This window comes from Methylobacterium sp. P3_A11, from assembly GCF_056403155.1.
Window position 1 is genome coordinate 1 of sequence record NZ_JBFUGA010000049.1, and the last position, 16,481, is coordinate 16,481.

At 70.3% G+C, this 16,481-nt stretch carries 20 protein-coding genes and 1 pseudogene; 9 read left to right on the forward strand and 12 right to left on the reverse strand.

Annotation, left to right across the window (positions count from 1 at the left end):
* The 5 genes and pseudogenes from AC1DXK_RS16350 to AC1DXK_RS16370 form a co-directional block, all read right to left on the reverse strand.
* Positions 1 to 577 (reverse strand): annotated as a pseudogene (locus AC1DXK_RS16350) (hypothetical protein); the annotation flags it as partial.
* Between the two features lie 162 nt (positions 578 to 739).
* Entirely contained in the window at positions 740 to 967 is a 228-nt protein-coding gene (locus AC1DXK_RS16355) for a hypothetical protein (protein ID WP_457107504.1), read from the reverse strand.
* Between the two features lie 58 nt (positions 968 to 1,025).
* The gene (locus AC1DXK_RS16360; protein ID WP_457107505.1) at positions 1,026 to 1,199 is read right to left on the reverse strand and encodes a hypothetical protein; all 174 of its coding nucleotides are present in this window, start codon (positions 1,197 to 1,199) and stop codon (positions 1,026 to 1,028) included.
* A 197-nt stretch (positions 1,200 to 1,396) separates the two neighbouring features.
* Entirely contained in the window at positions 1,397 to 1,801 is a 405-nt protein-coding gene (locus AC1DXK_RS16365; protein WP_457107506.1) for a hypothetical protein, read from the reverse strand.
* A gap of 107 nt (positions 1,802 to 1,908) precedes the next feature.
* The gene (locus AC1DXK_RS16370; RefSeq protein ID WP_457107507.1) at positions 1,909 to 3,009 is read right to left on the reverse strand and encodes an SMP-30/gluconolactonase/LRE family protein; all 1,101 of its coding nucleotides are present in this window, start codon (positions 3,007 to 3,009) and stop codon (positions 1,909 to 1,911) included.
* A gap of 235 nt (positions 3,010 to 3,244) precedes the next feature.
* Here AC1DXK_RS16370 and AC1DXK_RS16375 point away from each other — a divergent pair, with 235 nt between their 5' ends.
* Both AC1DXK_RS16375 and AC1DXK_RS16380 read left to right on the forward strand, forming a co-directional pair.
* A complete protein-coding gene (locus AC1DXK_RS16375) occupies positions 3,245 to 3,490 on the forward strand; it encodes a DUF6894 family protein (RefSeq protein ID WP_457107508.1) in 246 nt (81 codons plus the stop codon).
* A 179-nt stretch (positions 3,491 to 3,669) separates the two neighbouring features.
* Positions 3,670 to 4,290, forward strand: a complete 621-nt coding sequence (locus tag AC1DXK_RS16380; RefSeq protein WP_457107509.1) for a glutathione S-transferase family protein — start codon at positions 3,670 to 3,672, stop codon at positions 4,288 to 4,290.
* Positions 4,291 to 4,330: 40 nt separating this feature from the next.
* Here AC1DXK_RS16380 and AC1DXK_RS16385 read toward each other — a convergent pair whose 3' ends face one another.
* Both AC1DXK_RS16385 and AC1DXK_RS16390 read right to left on the reverse strand, forming a co-directional pair.
* Positions 4,331 to 6,280, reverse strand: a complete 1,950-nt coding sequence (locus AC1DXK_RS16385; protein ID WP_457107510.1) for a putative bifunctional diguanylate cyclase/phosphodiesterase — start codon at positions 6,278 to 6,280, stop codon at positions 4,331 to 4,333.
* Positions 6,281 to 6,613: 333 nt separating this feature from the next.
* Complete coding sequence (locus AC1DXK_RS16390; protein ID WP_477298355.1) at positions 6,614 to 7,315, reverse strand: TetR/AcrR family transcriptional regulator; 702 nt, start codon at positions 7,313 to 7,315, stop codon at positions 6,614 to 6,616.
* A gap of 156 nt (positions 7,316 to 7,471) precedes the next feature.
* On the opposite strand from AC1DXK_RS16390, the gene AC1DXK_RS16395 reads away from it, so the two are divergent.
* The 4 genes from AC1DXK_RS16395 to AC1DXK_RS16410 are packed head-to-tail and all read left to right on the forward strand — an operon-like array spanning position 7,472 to position 11,291.
* Positions 7,472 to 8,677, forward strand: a complete 1,206-nt coding sequence (locus tag AC1DXK_RS16395) for an acyl-CoA dehydrogenase family protein (protein WP_457107512.1) — start codon at positions 7,472 to 7,474, stop codon at positions 8,675 to 8,677.
* A 49-nt stretch (positions 8,678 to 8,726) separates the two neighbouring features.
* The gene (locus tag AC1DXK_RS16400) at positions 8,727 to 9,905 is read left to right on the forward strand and encodes an acetyl-CoA C-acyltransferase family protein (protein WP_457107513.1); all 1,179 of its coding nucleotides are present in this window, start codon (positions 8,727 to 8,729) and stop codon (positions 9,903 to 9,905) included.
* A gap of 16 nt (positions 9,906 to 9,921) precedes the next feature.
* The gene (locus AC1DXK_RS16405) at positions 9,922 to 10,965 is read left to right on the forward strand and encodes a phosphotransferase family protein (RefSeq protein WP_457107514.1); all 1,044 of its coding nucleotides are present in this window, start codon (positions 9,922 to 9,924) and stop codon (positions 10,963 to 10,965) included.
* The gene (locus tag AC1DXK_RS16410) at positions 10,962 to 11,291 is read left to right on the forward strand and encodes a DUF6285 domain-containing protein (RefSeq protein WP_457107515.1); all 330 of its coding nucleotides are present in this window, start codon (positions 10,962 to 10,964) and stop codon (positions 11,289 to 11,291) included. Before AC1DXK_RS16405 ends, AC1DXK_RS16410 begins: the two co-directional genes overlap by 4 nt.
* A gap of 138 nt (positions 11,292 to 11,429) precedes the next feature.
* Here AC1DXK_RS16410 and AC1DXK_RS16415 read toward each other — a convergent pair whose 3' ends face one another.
* Entirely contained in the window at positions 11,430 to 12,176 is a 747-nt protein-coding gene (locus AC1DXK_RS16415; protein WP_457107516.1) for a glucose 1-dehydrogenase, read from the reverse strand.
* 105 nt (positions 12,177 to 12,281) lie between these two features.
* On the opposite strand from AC1DXK_RS16415, the gene AC1DXK_RS16420 reads away from it, so the two are divergent.
* From AC1DXK_RS16420 to AC1DXK_RS16430, 3 genes are all read left to right on the forward strand, one after another.
* Positions 12,282 to 12,641: an ArsR/SmtB family transcription factor gene (locus tag AC1DXK_RS16420; protein WP_457107517.1), complete on the forward strand. Its 360-nt coding sequence runs from the start codon at positions 12,282 to 12,284 to the stop codon at positions 12,639 to 12,641.
* 133 nt (positions 12,642 to 12,774) lie between these two features.
* The gene (locus tag AC1DXK_RS16425; protein ID WP_457107518.1) at positions 12,775 to 13,026 is read left to right on the forward strand and encodes a hypothetical protein; all 252 of its coding nucleotides are present in this window, start codon (positions 12,775 to 12,777) and stop codon (positions 13,024 to 13,026) included.
* A 118-nt stretch (positions 13,027 to 13,144) separates the two neighbouring features.
* A complete protein-coding gene (locus AC1DXK_RS16430; protein ID WP_457107519.1) occupies positions 13,145 to 13,393 on the forward strand; it encodes a hypothetical protein in 249 nt (82 codons plus the stop codon).
* 3 nt (positions 13,394 to 13,396) lie between these two features.
* On the opposite strand, the gene AC1DXK_RS16435 is transcribed toward AC1DXK_RS16430, so the two are convergent.
* From AC1DXK_RS16435 to msrA, 4 genes are all read right to left on the reverse strand, one after another.
* On the reverse strand, positions 13,397 to 14,092 hold the full coding sequence (locus tag AC1DXK_RS16435) for a VIT1/CCC1 transporter family protein (protein ID WP_457107520.1): 696 nt from the start codon (positions 14,090 to 14,092) through the stop codon (positions 13,397 to 13,399).
* 5 nt (positions 14,093 to 14,097) lie between these two features.
* Positions 14,098 to 14,646, reverse strand: a complete 549-nt coding sequence (locus tag AC1DXK_RS16440) for a cytochrome b (RefSeq protein ID WP_457107521.1) — start codon at positions 14,644 to 14,646, stop codon at positions 14,098 to 14,100.
* A gap of 67 nt (positions 14,647 to 14,713) precedes the next feature.
* Complete coding sequence (locus AC1DXK_RS16445) at positions 14,714 to 14,977, reverse strand: hypothetical protein (RefSeq protein WP_457107522.1); 264 nt, start codon at positions 14,975 to 14,977, stop codon at positions 14,714 to 14,716.
* A gap of 879 nt (positions 14,978 to 15,856) precedes the next feature.
* Positions 15,857 to 16,369 (reverse strand): peptide-methionine (S)-S-oxide reductase MsrA, encoded by a 513-nt coding sequence (gene msrA, locus AC1DXK_RS16450; protein WP_457107523.1) that lies wholly within the window; start codon positions 16,367 to 16,369, stop codon positions 15,857 to 15,859.
* Between the last annotated feature and the right edge of the window lie 112 nt (positions 16,370 to 16,481).

The following is a 16,481-nucleotide window of genomic DNA, read 5'->3' on the forward strand; positions in this document are numbered from 1 at the left end:
CGTCCTGCCCGGCCGCGACCGCAGCGGCGGGCATCCGCGGGGCCAGATTGGCTTCGTCGCTCGGGTCGGCGCGCCGTTCGTCCGGGCCGGGCTTCCCGCCGGCGGGGTCGGGTCTGTCCGGGGCGAATCTCACGGTGAGGCGGCTCGACGTCACGTCGAGGTGCCCGCCGCTCTCCGGCGTCCAGATCGCCGCCACGGCGATCGAGAAGCTGCCCGCGCGCGGGTCGCTCTGCATGATCCGGATCTTCGAGAGATCCCAGTCGCTGACATCGACGTCGGCGTGGTCGATCGATGCCGCGAAGATGTTGGTGGTATCGCTGATCGTCACGCCGTGGGGCAGACCCAGCAGCTTGATCGCCTCGATGGAGACGTTGGGCGCGCGGACGAGCRTGATCTCCAGCGGCAGGTCGGCACCCGGCGGTCCCGCGGCGTCGCGCGTGGCGATCAGGAGACCGGACGCCGTGGCCCGGGTCGGATCGGATTCGGTCGAGGCCGTCAGATCGGAGGCGGGGATGCCGTCGGCCGCCCGTGCGGGCGTGGCCGCCGTGATCGCGACGGACAGAGCGAGCGCCAGCATCGCCGCGCGTCCGGCGCTGTCTCGGCAAATATCGTCCATCGGATGCACTCCAATCCGGGCGCATTCTCGCTTAGATGCCGGCCACGATTACAGTAAAGTAAAATTTGCGTCAATAAATGCGGTCTATTGTCAGTCTTCACGCCGGCCGGGATCGGGGTCTGGTCAGCGCCGGGGAGTGCGCCCCCCGCCGTTGCCGCGCCCGTTCCCGGTGCCGAAATTCCCGTTGTCGTTCGTCTGATTCCCATTGCCGTTGTTCGAGCCGACATTGCCGTTGCCATTCCCGTCCCTCGCGCCGGCCGGCCCGGTGCCGACGATGCCGGGGGCCTCGGCGGCGGGCAGAGCGGTCATGCCGAGGGCGAGGGCCAAGAGGGCGACGAGGGCGTACCGCATGGGGAGGCTCCGTCGGGTGGGATCGGCGGCGCCGCGCGACCGTCCTGCCGGCGGCTGCCTAGCGGCGGAAAAGGGCGGGCAGAGAGGCGTTCCCGATGCCGTTGCGCGAGCCAAGGTTGCCATTGCCGTTTCCGGCCCCGGAATTGCCCAGCCCGTTGCCGAGGCCGGACTGCGCCTGCGCAGCCGTGGCCCCGAGGGCGAGCATGAGGCGGGCCGCACGATGCTCGGGCAACACCCCTCGGGCGATGAGCAGTACCGCCCACCCCGGATCGGCGCCATCGTTCGAGAGCTTGGCCGTTTGGTCAATATTCGAGGCGATCCGGAAGATTGCTTATCACTATAATACTTGACGATGACTCGTAAAATCTGGAGCGTGCGGCAAAAAATGGCGCTTCGCGACAGGCGGCGCCCGGATGCCCGGAGCGCGGCTCAGCGCGGCTCGGCGATCCGGCAGGTGGCGCCGCTCGCCCGGGGCCAGCCATAGTAGATCGTCTCGGCCTGCACGTCGGCGAGGCCCACGACCTCCGCCACGGAGGCCTGCTGCGTATCGAGCACCGTCCCGCCGGCGCCCGTGAAGGTGCACAGGACGGTCACGTTCGTGGCCAGGTCCGGGCCGGTGTTGCGCAGGTTGATCATCGCCCTCTGCGGCTCGTGGGAGTCCGGGGGCGTGTGGAGGCGGGTTTCCTGGAGGACGAGGGCGGCGTCGGCCCGTGCCGGCGCGGCCAACCCGGCGGTCAGGCCGGCCGCCAAGAGAGCACTTGGCAGGAGAGCACTTGGCAGGAGAGCGATTGGCAGAAGGGCGCCGACCCGCCCCGGCGATGGCATCCTGCGCATGGTCACGTCCTCCCGTCGTCGCGCGGGGGGCCAAGCCCCCGATTCGCCCAACTTGGAAACCCGGCCCCGGGTTCTCGAACCCGCGCATCGAGCGTCGCATACCGGGTTCAGTTGCGCAGCGGCTTGGCGTCGATCTGCATCCGGTAGATCGTCGTCGGAAACTTCACGGCCGAGGCCTCGCCGCCGTTCATCGCCGGCGTGCGGTTCATCTGCGCCGCCGGGATCCACAGGCCGCCCTGCTCGTCGATCCACATCGCGTCGACCCAGACCAGCCGGGGATCTTGCACCAGCGTGCTCATCGTGCCGTCCGGCGCGATCTTGAGGATCCGCAGCCCGTCCGTGTCGCTGGCGTAGATCGTTCCCGCGGCGTCGATCGCGGTGCCGCCCGTCGCCACGGTGGCCGCGTGGAGCCTCACGTGCGCGGCGCGCACGGCGTCGGGCACGGTCGGATCGTCGAGATACTGCGTCTCGATACTGTAGAGCGGTCCGGTGCAAGCCTGATAGTAGAAGGTCTTGCCGTCCGGCGAGACTTCCAGTTGATCGGCGTGGATGAAGAGCAGCTTGTCCTTGTCATCCCGGAGCACCCGGCCCTGGCCGGTGAGGGGGCGCTGCGCGATCGTCGACCAATGGCCGTCGAGCACCCGCCGCAGGCCGCCGGTCTCGAGGTCGAGGACGATCAGACCGGGCTGACCGGCGTCGGTCAGATAGGCATGGCGGCCGTTGAACCGGAAATCGTCGATGAAGCTCTTCTCGGTGGTGGCCGACTGGAGCGGGTAGACCTTGCGCACGACATTCGTGGCGAGATCGATCTGGACGAGCTTGGGGCCGCCGGGCAGGGGCGCGGCGCCCATGCCGGGCGCGCCCTTGTCGACCACCCAGAGATCCCCGTCCGGACCGATCCGGATGGCGTTGACCGCCACGAAGGCCCGGGCCGGGTCGTCGCCCTCCGTCCAGGCGTTCCAGGCCGCATCGGGAAACGGCACGGCCTTGCCGTCGCGCCACTCGCCGAGTTCGATCCCCCTGTTCCGGGTCTGGCGCTGGAACGGCGAGAATAGCCGGCCGTCCCGGGACCGGGTGATGCCGTTGAAGACGAGGCTGTCCGACTGGACCATCGGCGTGAGCGCGTCGGACCCGGCCGGCGCCTCGGCGGCGCAGCCGGGTGTGCCCAGACAGGCCGCCAGCAGGAGGGCAGGAAGCGTGGCGCGCATCGTGAGATCCCTGGCCGGGGGAATGGTCGTCTGCGCGGCTAAGCGCGCGGAGCACGCGGTGTTCCCTGCCGGCCCGATCGGCCGCACGTGGCCGGAACGACGGCCCGGCCTGGGGGAGACCGTATCTTGGAACCGGCACCCGCGATCCTTTGGCAGGGCTGGATCCCGGCAGGATTAGAACATATAATGAACAAACGGTGTTGACGGCCGGGAGGCCGCCGAAGAGGAGCGAGGGATGGCGCGGTATCGGTTCCACTGCACCAACGGTCTCGAATGCGTGTTCGACGCGCGCGGCACGGAGGTTCGCGCCACCGGCCGCCTGATCGATCGCGCCCGGACGGTCGCGACCGCCGTGCGGCAGTCGCTGGCGAACCAGACCGACTGGTCCGAATGGCGGGTGAGCGTGCACGACCTGTCCGGTCGGCGCGTCCTGGTCCAGCCGTTCGAGCCCCTACCGGGACGCACCAGCGCGGCGGCCTGACCGGCGCCGGCGATTCGCTTCTGGGCTTCGAAGCGGAACACCGGCCCGACCGCGCCCTGCCGGCCCGCGGGGTGAGCATCGACGGTCGCGATCGAGACCGCGCCGGACCTGTCGCTGGACCGGAATTGCCGCGGCGGGCGGCCCTCTCTACCGTTGCGCGGATCAAGCCGAGGCCCCCGATGATCGACCTCTACGCCTGGAACACGCCCAACGGCCGGAAGATCAGCGTGGCGCTGGAGGAGATGGCGCTGCCCTACCGGGTCAAGCCGGTGGACATCACCCAGGGGGCGCAGCACGCACCCGACTTCCTGGCGATCAGCCCGAACAACCGGATCCCCGCCCTGGTCGATCCCGACGGGCCGGACGGATCCCCGATCTCGGTGTTCGAGTCCGGGGCGATCCTGCTGTACCTTGCCGAGAAGTCCGGCCGGTTCCTGCCCGAGGACCGGCGGCAGCGCGTGGCCGCGCTGGAATGGCTGATGTGGCAGATGGGTGGCTTCGGACCCATGCCCGGTCAGGTCCATCACTTCCTGACCGTCGACGGGGCCGACCGCGCCTACGGACTCGCGCGCTACCTCAAGGAAACGCGGCGCCTCTACGGCGTGCTGGACCGCCGCCTCGCGCAGGTCGAATACGTGGCGGGACCGCTCTCGGTGGCGGATTTCGCCATCCTCGGCTGGGCGTGGCGCCACGAGCGCCATCAGGTCGACCTCGCCGATTACCCGCAGGTCCGGCGCTGGTACGACCGCCTGATGGCCCGGCCCGCCGTGAGGCGCGGCTTCGAGGTCGCCCTGAGCTGAGGTGGGGACGGGACGGACCGCCGAGCCCGGATCCGATCCCTTAGGCCCGCAGGCGCACCGCGCTGGTGTCGTGCCGGAGCCACGGGAGGAGTTCGTCGAGGGGCATCGGCCGGCCGATGTGATAGCCCTGGACGTAGCGGCAGCCATGCCGCCGCGCCACGTCGAGCTGGGCCTGGGTCTCGATCCCTTCGGCGATCCCGTCGAGGTTCAGGTTGCGGCACAGGTCGAGGATCGTGGAGACCAGGCTGCAGCCCCGGTCCGTGTCGATGTCGGCCATGAAGCTGCGGTCGATCTTGATCTTGTCCAGGGGCAGACGGTGGACGTAGCCCAGACTTGAGTAGCCCGTCCCGAAATCGTCGAGCGCGATCTGGATGCCGAGGCTGCGCAGCGTCGTGATGGCCGCCTTCGCGTGCTCGAAATCGCGCATCAGGGCGGTCTCGGTGAGTTCGAGCGTCAGGCGGCGCGGGTCGAGGCCGCTGCCACGCACCGCCGCCAGGATCGCCAGGACGGTCTCGGGCGAAGCGAGGTCGTGGGCGGAGAGGTTGAAGGACAGGCCGATCCCGGGCGGAAGCCGCGCGCAGTCGGCGAGGGCCTTGCGCAGGAGCAGCAGCGTCACCGTGTGGATCATGCCGCAACGCTCGGCCGCCGCGATGAACCGGTCCGGCGCGACCCGGCCCAGGGAGGGGCTCGTCCACCGCGCCAGACCTTCGACGAAGGCGATCCGGCCCGTCCCGGTGTCGAGGATCGGCTGATAATGCAGCGCCATCTCGGCGGCGAGATCGGCCGTCCGCAGACCCGTCTCCACCGCCTGCTCGGCGTGGATCGCGTCCTTGTGCTCCTGTGAGAACAGGGTCGTCGCGCCGCGCCGCTGCTCCTTCGAATGGTAGAGCGCGTAGTCGGCGCGGTCGAACAGGGCATCCGCGTCGTGCCCCGCCCGACAGGGCAGGGCAAGCCCGCCGGAGCATCCCGTGACGACCCGGATGTCGCCGATCCGGATCGGCTGCTGCAAGGCCGTGCAGATGCCGTCGCAGATGGTGAGCGCCGCCGCGGCCGGTCCGGGGGCGCGCAGCAGCACGCCGAACTCGTCGCCCCCCAGCCGGGCCACCACCACGTCGGCGCTCGCGAAGGCCGCGAGGCGCCGGCCCGCTTCCGCCAGGACACGATCGCCGACATTGTGCCCGTAGGTGTCGTTGATCGGTTTGAAGCTGTCGAGGTCGAAGATGGCCAGGGCGAAGGGCACGTCCGCATCCGACGGCGCCTGGATCGCCTCGTCGAGCTTCTGGAAGAAGTAGCGCCGGTTGGGCAGGCCGGTCAGGCTGTCGGTCTGGGCGAGGCGCGCGTTCTCCTCGGAGAGCCGGCTCGCCACCGCCTGGGACGCGACGAGGTCGACGAAGGCCCGATAGTTGGTGTTGAGGATCCGGACCATCACGGCCGTCACGAAGGCCGTGTTGGCGGCGATGGCCAGGAAGACGTTGTTCCCGCTCGTCACGCAGCAGAACAGGAACACGCTCATGACGATGCCGGTGACCAGGAAGGCCGCCACCGGCAGATGGGTCAGGCAGAAGATGCAGGCGATCACCGTGACGGCCACGAAGATGGCCACGTGGCCCTGCTCGTAGGGGCCGCCGAACGCGTTCAGGACCATCGCCCAGATCACGAAGGCGACCGAAAAGAAGACCGTGAGCGCCGTCGTCCGCCGCAGATGACGGGCGGCCTGCGCCTCGCTGAACGTCTCCGGGCGCAGCCGCACCCAGTGAACCGCGCGGATCAGGCACAACGCGATCACGGCCGCCGGGAGGCCGACCGTCAGGGACAAGGGCGCGAGGGCGTAGTGCGTCACGGCCAGGGCGCCGGCATTGACCGAGAGCAGCCCGTAGAGGGCGGGAACCTGCTTCTTCAGTTCCGCGAGCTGGCGGACGGCGGTCAGACCACGGCTCGACCCGGTGAGCGTCGCGATCAATATCGAAAGCGGGTGTGTCGGGCGGGTCATCGGATCTGCGTCTACACGATGCCGAAATTACTATTTTCTTTTCATTAAAGAGAGATTTATGGATTGATCACGTTGGGATGCTGGTCATCCGTGGCGCGGGCTCACAAGTTCGGCGCTCGCGTCGCGTGGGTCGGCAGACTCCCCACCCGCCGATCGGCGCGATCCTCATTCGAATGCATCGCGACGCGCCTGGACGGTCACCGGGATTGCCTGATTTCACAATCTGCGTGGTCGGTTCACTATCAGAATCGCCATTATAAGTATTGCTTCGGCGGAGCCGACTGAACGTGGCCTCGCCGGCTGGCGGCCGCAGGGTCCATCGCCCCTCCCGGCTCAGGCCGCCGCGATCGCCTTCTCGACAAAGGCGGTGACACCGYCGATGTAGCGCTGGATCGGGATGCCGCGCTTCCGATGCTTGGCCCGCTTCACGTACCAGTCCTGCAGGAGCGGCTTGATCAGCGCGGCGGTGAGATCGACGTCCGCGACCGTGAAGACGCCCGCCGCCACGCCGCGGGCGAGGACCTCGGCGAAGATGCGCTCGGTGGCGGCCTCGCTCGCCGTCGCCATCGTCCGGGCGGGGGCCGGGAACCCCTTCGCCTCCATGAAGGCGAAGACGAACCAGGGCTGCATCGCCTCGGTCAGGCGGATGTGGGTTGCGATCAGCCAGCGCAGATGCGCGGCCGGATCCGCCGCGAGCCCCGCCGGGGCCTGCCGCAGGGCGGCCTCGGCCGTCTCGGCCACCTCGGTGAGGATCATCACCAGCAGCGTGTTCTTGTTGTCGAAGTACGAGTAGAGGCCGCCCATGCTGAGGCCCGAGGCCTGGGCGAGGTCGCGCAGGCTCGTCTCGTGGAAGCCCTGTCGGCTCGACAGCGTCAGCACCGCCTCGATGATCCGGGCGAGGTTGGCAGTGGCGACGTGGTCCTTCCGGACGCTGATCCGGTCCCGGTGGCGCGCCAGGATCCGCACGCAGATCGCCTCGGTCGCGTAGGCCTCCTTCGCCGGAAGGGCGGCCGGGGGAGCGTCTGCGGGTCCCATCGATCCCTCGTCGCGCGGGCCTGCCGGATGAAGGCCGGGGACGGCCCCTGCGCCTGATCCCGTTGCCAGTATCTCGTTGCCAGGGCCGAATCCAAGCGATAAAAAGCGAGCGCTCGCTCGATTTTTATCGCCGGGAGCGGCACGGGAGATGGACTCATGGATTTCACCATCAGCCCGCGCGTCGCGGATTACCGCGACCGGATCGCGGCCTTCGTGGAGACGCACGTCCTGCCGCTGGAGGCTGATCCGGCGGCCTATGACGGACACGGCAACATCAGCCTCACCGAACTGGCCCGTCTGCGCGGGCTCGCCCGCGACCAGGGCCTGTGGTGCCTCCAGCTGAAGCCCGAGACCGGCGGCGCCGGGCTCGACACGGTCGGCATGGCGGTCTGCTACGAGGCCATGAACCGCTCGATCTTCGGGCCGGTCGTGTTCAACGCGGCCGCGCCCGACGACGGCAACATGATGGTGCTGGAGAAGGTGGCGAGCCCGGCCCAGAAGGCGCGCTGGCTCGCGCCGATCGTGCGCGGCGACGTGCGCTCCGCCTTCGCCATGACCGAGCCGCATCCCGGCGGCGGCTCCGATCCCGGGATGATCCAGACCCGGGCCGAGCGGCGGGGCGACGCCTACGTGGTCACCGGCCGCAAATGGTACATCACCGGCGCCGAGGAGGCCGCGCACTTCATCCTGATGGCGCGCACCTCCGACGACGCGCGGAAAGGGCTGACCGCCTTCCTGTTCCACAGGGATCAGCCCGGCTGGCGGATCCTGCGCCGCATCCCGATCATGGGACCGGAGGAGCATGGCGGCCATTGCGAGCTGCTGTTCGAGGGCCTGGAGATCCCGGCCGAGAACGTGCTCATGAGCGAGGGCGACGGGCTGAAGCTGACCCAGATCCGCCTCGGCCCGGCGCGGCTGACCCACTGCATGCGCTGGCTCGGCCTGTCGAAGCGCTGCGTCGCGATCGCCCGGGCCTACGCGGCCGAGCGGCACGGCTTCGGAATCCGCCTCGCCGACCGGGAGAGCATCCAGCTGATGCTCGGCGACCTCGCCATGCGGATCGAGATCGGGCGCCTCCTGGTGATGAAGGCCGCCTGGGCTCTCGACCAGGGCAGCTTCGCCCGCAAGGAGGTTTCGATGGCCAAGGTGCACGTGGCCAACCTCCTGCACGCGGCCGCCGACACGGCGATCCAGATCAACGGTGCCCGGGGCTACTCCACCGACACGCCGCTGGAGTGGATCTACCGCTACGCCCGGCAGGCCCGCCTCGTGGACGGGGCCGACGAGGTCCACAAGATGGTGCTCAACCGCAACCTCGAAGCCGAGGGCGACGGCTTCTGGTCGTGGGATGTTGGGGCGTGAGCGGGGCGGTACATCCCGACAGGCTGATCGAGGCAGGGAGTCCGAGAGTATGACCGAGGTCGTCATCACAGGCGCGGTGCGCACCGCGATCGGCACGTTCGGCGGCGGCCTCGCCGGCACGCCGCCTTCGGAATTGGCAGCCAAGTGCGTCGCGGAGGCCCTGCGGCGGGCCAGGACGGCGCCCGAGGCGGTCGGCCACGTGGTCTTCGGCAACGTCATCCCCACCGAGCCGCGGGACGCCTATATCGCCCGCGTCGCCGCCCTGGAGGGCGGCCTCCCCAAGGAGGTACCGGCGATGACGGTCAACCGCCTCTGCGGCAGCGGCCTGCAGGCGATCGTCTCGGCAGCACAGTCGATCCTGCTCGGCGATGCCGAGACGGCCCTGGCCGGCGGCGTCGAGAGCATGAGCCGCGCGCCCCACCTCCTGACCTCCGGACGAACCGGGCAGCGCATGGGCGACGCCGTGCTCGTCGACTACATGCTCGGCGCGCTGAGCGACCCGTTCGGCAACGGCCATATGGGCGTCACCGCCGAGAACGTGGCCGAGCGCTACGCCGTTTCCCGCGACGTGCAGGACGCCTTCGCGGCCGAGAGCCAGGCGCGTGCGGCCCGGGCGATTCGGGAGGGCCGGTTCCGCGACCAGATCCTGCCGATCGAGGTCCAGCGCAAGCGCGAGACGGTGGCCTTCGACACCGACGAGCACCCGAAGGCCACGAGCGCCGCGGATCTCGCCAAGCTCCGCCCGGCCTTCTCCAAGACCGGCAGCGTCACGGCCGGCAACGCCTCGGGCCTGAACGACGGCGCCGCCGCCCTGGTCGTGACCAGCGCGGCCCGCGCCGAGCGGGACGGCACGACGCCGCTCGCCCGGATCGTCGGCTACGCCCATGCCGGCGTGGACCCGTCCGAGATGGGCATGGGTCCGGTGCCGGCGGTGCGGCGTCTGCTCGAGCGGACGGGGATGCGGGCTGGCGATTTCGATGTCATCGAGTCGAACGAGGCCTTCGCGGCCCAGGCCTGCGCGGTCTCCCGCGCCCTCGACCTCGATCCCGCGAAGGTGAACCCGAACGGCGGCGCCATCGCGCTGGGCCACCCGATCGGCGCCACGGGGGCGATCATCACCGTGAAGGCGCTCTACGAGCTGGCCCGGACCGGCGGCCGCTACGGGCTCGTGACCATGTGCATCGGCGGCGGCCAGGGCATCGCCATGGCGGTCGAGCGCGTCCAGTGACGCGGCCCTGAGCCCGATGCTGGACGCTGATCAGAAGACGGCGCTCTGCGCCTGGATCCGCCGGACCCTGGAGGCCGGGACGGTCACCCTCGACGACGTCCGGCCGTTGAGCGGCGGATCCATCCAGGAGAACTGGATGCTGCGCTGCCGGGTCGACGGGACCGAGCGGAGCTTCGTCCTGCGCAAGGACGCGGCCGCCACCATCGCGTCGAGCCGTCCGCGGGCGGAGGAGTTCCGGATCCTGCGTGCGGCCTTCGCCGCCGGCGTGCGCGTGCCGGAGCCGGTCGGATTCTGCGCCGATCCGGGCGTGGTCGGAGCGCCCTTCGCCCTGATGGGTCTCGTCTCCGGCATCGGGTTGGGGCCGCGGGTGGTGAAGGACACGAGCCTCGGCGGTGACCGCGCGGCCCTGGCCGAGCAGCTCGGGCGGGAGCTGGCCCGGATCCACGGCATCCTGCGCACTGACGGCCCCGGCCGCGCCGCCCTGACGGGGGACCTCGCCTTCCTGGGGACACCCGAGGCGAGCCCGGCGCTGGCCGAGATCCGTACCCTGCGGTCGAACCTCGACGGGATCGGTGCCGTGCGCCCGGCCCTGGAATGGGGCCTGCGCTGGGCGGAACGCCATGCGCCCGCCTGCGCGGAGCCGATCCTGGTGCACCGCGACTTCCGCACCGGCAACTACATGATCGACGCCGCAGGCCTGACGGCGATCCTCGACTGGGAATTCGCCGGTTGGGGCGATCCGGTCCAGGATATCGGCTGGTTCTGCGCCGCCTGCTGGCGGTTCGGGCGGCCCGATCTCGAGGCCGGGGGGATCGCCCCGCGGGCGGACTTCTATCGCGGCTACGAGGCCGAGAGCGGGCGCGGGATCGACCCGCAGGCGGTGCGCTACTGGGAGATCATGGCGCATCTGCGCTGGGCGGTGATCGCCCTGGAGCAGGGACATCGCCACGTCTCGGGTCAGGAGACGTCCCTGGAACTGGCGCTCACCGGACGGATGGCGCCCGAACTCGAGGCCGTGGTCCTGCGCGAGACCGCGCCCGAACGATGGGGCACCCGATGAGTTCAGCCTTCCCGGACGCACCCTCCGGCGCCGCGCTCCTCGCCGTCGCCCGGCAGAGCCTCCTCGACGAGGTCGCCCCGGCCCTGTCGGGACGGCAGCGCTACGTCCTCCTGATGGCCGCAAACGCGATGGGCATCGCCATGCGGGAGATCGAGCAGGCCGAGGCCGCCGCCGGGGCTTGGGAGCGGGCACTGGGGGCCGCCGACTCACCGACGGACCTGGTCGCGGCGATCCGCGCCGGCCGGTTCGACGGGGACGCGGCGCTCCACGACGCCCTCGCCGAGACGACACGGATCGCCGCCGGCATCCGGAAGGCGCCCGGGTAGCGGCTCCGGCGACGGCGTGGCTGCCGCCGGCCGACGGCCCCGGTTCGTCCGGGCCTCGGCCCGCCCGATCCCAGGCCGCCCCGGCCGCCATCCCGCGCGGGCCGCGGATGCGGGCACGCTCAGGGCCGCAGCCCCGCGTCAGCGAATGCCGCCGCTGGCGGTGATCACCTCGCCGGTCAGCCAGCGGGCCTCCTCGGAGGCGAGGAACGCGACGACGCCGGCGATGTCGTCGGGTTGGCCGGCCCGGCCGAGCGGCGTCTGTGCGACGAGGCCGGCCTCCATGTCTGAGCCGACGATGCCGGCCGAATGCGTGCCTTCGGTCACGACGAAGCCCGGGCTCACCACGTTGACCCGGATCCGGCGCGGAGCCAGTTCGTTGGCCAGAACACCCGAGATCGCGTTCAGGGCGCCCTTGGTTCCGGCATAGGCTGCCGCGGTCGGCGTATGCACATGGGTGATGGCCGACGAGATGTTGATGATGCTGCCGCCCTCGCCGAGATGACGTGCCGCCGCCTGGGTCGTGAGCAGGACGCCCAGGACGTTGACGTCGAAGAGGCGGCGGTAATGCGCCTCGGTGATCTCGTCGAGAGCCGCAAATTCGTAGAGGCCGGAGTTGTTGACCAGCACGTCGAGCCGGCCGAACCGATGCACCGCCGCCTCGATCAGGCGGTGCGCCTGCTCGGCCTTCGAGACGTCGGCCTGGACCGCGATGGCAGTCCCACCGGTCGCGGTGATGGCCTCGACCACCGCATCTGCGCCGGCTCTGCTGGAGACATAATTGACCACGACGGCGGCGCCTTCCTGCGCGAGCGAGCGAGCGATCGCGGCACCGATACCCTTGGATGCGCCGGTCACCACGGCGACTTTGCCGGCAAGCTTCGACATGTGTGCTATCCTCCGAGCGGGACCGCCTCCATGCTGGCGATCGCGATCCCATAGTTCGGAATTTCGGAACTATGGGATCGCGGATCAAGCCCCTATGGACGATTCATGAGACCCCTGTTCCATCCCGCCATCGAGGATGTTCGACCGGAAGCGATCCTGCATGCGCTGTCCGATCCCAGCCGCGCGGCCATTTTCGCCAAGATCATGCAGGCTGGCTGCGTCGAGGCCTGCTCGGCCGTCGCCGCTGTCGGGGATCGGGTGATTCCGAAGTCGTCCTTGTCCAACCACTTCAAGGTGCTGCGCGAGGCGGGATTGATCCGCAGCGAGCGTCACGGGGTCGAACTTCGCAACCATTCGCGTTGGGTCGAGGTGGATGCGCGCTTTCCCGGTCTGCTGGCCGGGATCGTCAACGCCTACGCTTCGGATGCCGGCTCTGACCCGGTGAGTGTCGTCACCGGCGATTGATGCGGTCCGCCTGTCGTCGCGGGGCGGTCGGTCGTTTCCTGCCGGCATGACGCGAAACTCCCCTCCAGCATGCAACGGTTTCCGGCTATGCGGGCTTTCTCACCGTCTTATCGAAGCGCAGGGAGAGATCGACATGTCGGTACGCTTGGTCACGGCCGTTTTGCTTCTGTCCAGTGCGGGCTCCTCGGTCCTGGCGGCACCGATGTCGGCCGACGACAAGGCGGCGCTCCAGCAGCAATGCATGGGCGATTTCACGACCTATTGCGGGAACATGCCGCCCGAGGACGGCCCCGAGACTCAGGCGTGCTTCGAGAAGAACATGGCGAAGCTGTCACCGGGCTGCCAGAACGCCATCCAGAGCTTCAAGCAGGGCAAGAAGGGCTGACGACGCCGGCCCCGTCCTGCTGTACGATGCTCGACGGGGTCGGGAGTCCCGCGCAACGCGGGGCCGGCGATCCGCCGGCCCGCGGCCGCATCCGGGACGATCCGGGGATCCGACGCTCATGATCCGCACCACACTCGCGATGCTCGCCACGGTGGCCGGACTGTCCGCGGCTCACGCCCAGCGATCGGCCCGCTCGCCTGACGCGGACCCGACCTTCATCGAGCCGACGGACGCTGCCCACCGGCACTGTTCGGGCTCATGCATGAAGACGGGCGCCCTGCAATGGTTCTGCCGGCCCGACCAGACCTGTTCCCTCGATTGCGCCACCGCGCCGCCGAAGATGCATTGCCACGATCCGAAGCGGTAGCCGTCAGACGGCTTTTCCGACGAGGCTTCCGATCCCGGCGGTGACGGCCATGGCGAGCACGCCCCAGAAGGTCACCCGCGCCGTCGCCCGCGCGATGGGAGCACCGCCGGCCTTCGCGCCCAGGGCTCCGAGAACCGCCAGGAAGACCAGTGATGCGGCCGACACCGTGTAGACGGCGAGGCTCGCCGGCGAGAGCGCCGCCACCGCCAGCGGCAGCGCCGCGCCGGCCGAGAAGGTCGCGGCCGAGGTCAGGGCCGCCTGGACCGGGCGCGCCGTCGTGATCTCGGAGATGCCGAGTTCGTCCCGGGCATGGGCGCCGAGCGGGTCCTTGGCCATGAGCTGGTCGGCCACCTGAAGGGCCAGCGCGTAGTCGAGGCCGCGCCCGACATAGATCCGCGCGAGTTCTTCCCGCTCGGCCGCCGGGTCGTTGGCCAGTTCGCGCCGTTCGCGGGCGAGGTCGGCCTGCTCGGTGTCCGCCTGGGAACTGACCGAGACGTATTCGCCCGCCGCCATCGACATCGCACCGGCGACGAGGCCGGCGCAGCCCGCCACGAGGATCTCCCCCGGAGCGGCGGCGGAGGCCGCGACCCCCACGATCAGGCTGGCGGTCGAGACGAGGCCGTCATTGGCCCCGAGCACGGCGGCCCGCAGCCAGCCGATCCGGTCGATCAGGTGTCTCTCGGAATGGACGGGGCGCATGGATGTCACGGTCTCCAGGGCAGCATGCGGCGCAGGACGGCGTCATGCCAGAGGTAGTGGTGAACGAGCGCGGCCGCGGCGTGGAACAGGGCGACCGCCATCAGGACGTTGGCGGCGAGGCCGTGCCAGTGCGTCAGGGGACGCCGCCATGCCGGGTCGCCGATCGGCGGCAGGCTCAGCGGGCCGATGAGCGTCACGCCGCGCACGAAGGCGTTGGCAATGCCGAGACCGACGATGACGAAGAGCAGCCCGTACAGGGCCGCGTGGGTGATTTTCGCCAGTCGATGCAGGGGGCCGGCATCCTCGACCGGCAGGCTGCGGCCCCGCGTCCGACGCCAGGCCAGCTGGGCGACGAGCAGGGCGGCGAGGACGAAGCCGACGTCGAAATGCGCCGACCAGAGGCCGGAGCGCAGGGTCCCTTTCGGCACGAGGTCTTCGAGGAAGGTGCCCACCAGCCAGAGACCGAGGACGAGCCCTGCGGTCAACCAGTGCAGGGCGATGGTGACGCTGTCGTATCCCGGGACCGTCCGCATCGTTTCGACAGTCTGCTTCATGCTCGCTTTCCTGGATAGACCCGCGATGCTGCCGGACGATGACGGGAATCGGCGCACCCGATCCACGTCACGGCTCGGATCGCCCGGGCGCCGACGCCGCCCCCGCCCGGGCGAGGGCGCGCACACCCTTGGCGCTGATGAACCAGAGGCCGGCGGCGTCCCGGCCTGATAGCCTTGGCCGGACGAGGCCGCGCTCCCGCAGGGAGCGTATCGTCCGCATCTCCCAGGGCCTGGGCGCCAGGAGCGCCCCCTCCCGTGCCAGACGGAGCAGCATGGCCCGTTGGCCGGGGGTGAGGACGCCGCGGGGCGCCGGTCGGTCGGGCGAATCCATCGCAGATTTGGAATTACTCTAATCTAGACGGCACCTCAAGCGCGGGCCCCGCGTCGATGGCCGCGGAGCCCGGCCCGGCCAGGACTTGGCGGGCATCGCGGCGGGCGCCTGCGCCGCGGCTTTCGCCCCTTCAGCTCCACCGGGGTGTCGTCGTTGCGGTCCCGTCGGGTGTTCGCGTCGGTGCCGGTCCGCTGAAGCTGAGCGCACGTCGTCGAAGGCGGCAGCAGCGTGGCCGCGGCGGCGTTGTTCGAACGGATCATCGAGAACCTTCGATCCCCTGCGTGGCGGCGAGGCGGGCGTCGCCCGAAACGGCGGGACGGATGTCACGAAGCAGGGACGGATTCGGCACCCCCGGCGTTCCGGAATGAAACCGAATTTACGGTTCGGGATCTCGACCGTGCCCGCCGCCGGAGTCGGCGACGCATAGGCCGGCGCCGAGCCTTGGGTCGGCCTCGACGCGGGCCGCGGTGCCGATGGTCGGGGCTGTCGAGGCCCCCGGCGCGCAGCATCCCGTTGACGACGCGCAGGACCGTGGAGGGGCAGTGCTCACCCGTCCGGTCGGGGGTGTCGGCGAGCTGTTCTGGGCCGATGCCGAGCGCCCGCCCGCCGCGGTCACCTCGATCGAGCGGCGGTCCTCGGTCAGCCCGGACCGCACAGGGGCGGCGGTCCGTCTGACGCAACCCATGCGCCCCGCCGGCCGGCCGGCGCGGCGCCCGCCCAGGGCCGGCATCCGGGGGGGCAGGCCGGCGCCGATCTCCGCACCGAACCGGCGCACTTCAGCGACCGCGCCGTCCCGGTGCCGATGGCCCGGTCAGGGCCGTGGAGTCCTGAGGCGGGACGCCGCCGACCCCGTCGTGCCGAACCCGCTCACGGGTCCTGTCAGGCCGGGGTCCGTGCGGGCAGGACCCAGCCCGGCCTGACGAAGTGACAGGTGTATCCGCCGGGACGCCGTTCCAGATAATCCTGGTGTTCCGGCTCGGCCTCCCAGAACGGCCCGGCCGGCGCCACCTCGGTCACGACCTTCCCCGGCCACAGCCCGGAGGCGTCGACGTCGGCGATGGTATCCTCCGCCACACGGCGTTGCTCGTCGTCCTGATAGAAGATGGCCGAGCGGTAGCTGAGGCCCCTGTCGTTGCCCTGGCGGTTTGGGGTCGTCGGGTCGTGGATCTGGAAGAAGAACTCCAGCATGCGCCGGAAACTCGTCTGGGTCGGATCGTAGATGATCTCGATGGCCTCGGCATGGGTGCCGTGGTCGCGATAGGTGGCGTTCGGCACGTCGCCACCGGTGTACCCGACCCGGGTCGACACCACGCCCGCCTGGCGCCGGATCAGATCCTGCATGCCCCAGAAGCACCCGCCCGCCAGCACCGCCTTCTCGGTTGTCATCGTCATGTCCCGTCACTCGCCTCGTCTGCCGCGCCTATATGGGGCGGGCGAGGACACTTCGCCGCCATCGCGCGTGCACGGCCGGATCCATCCGTGACGACCCGCGGCGCGACCCCTC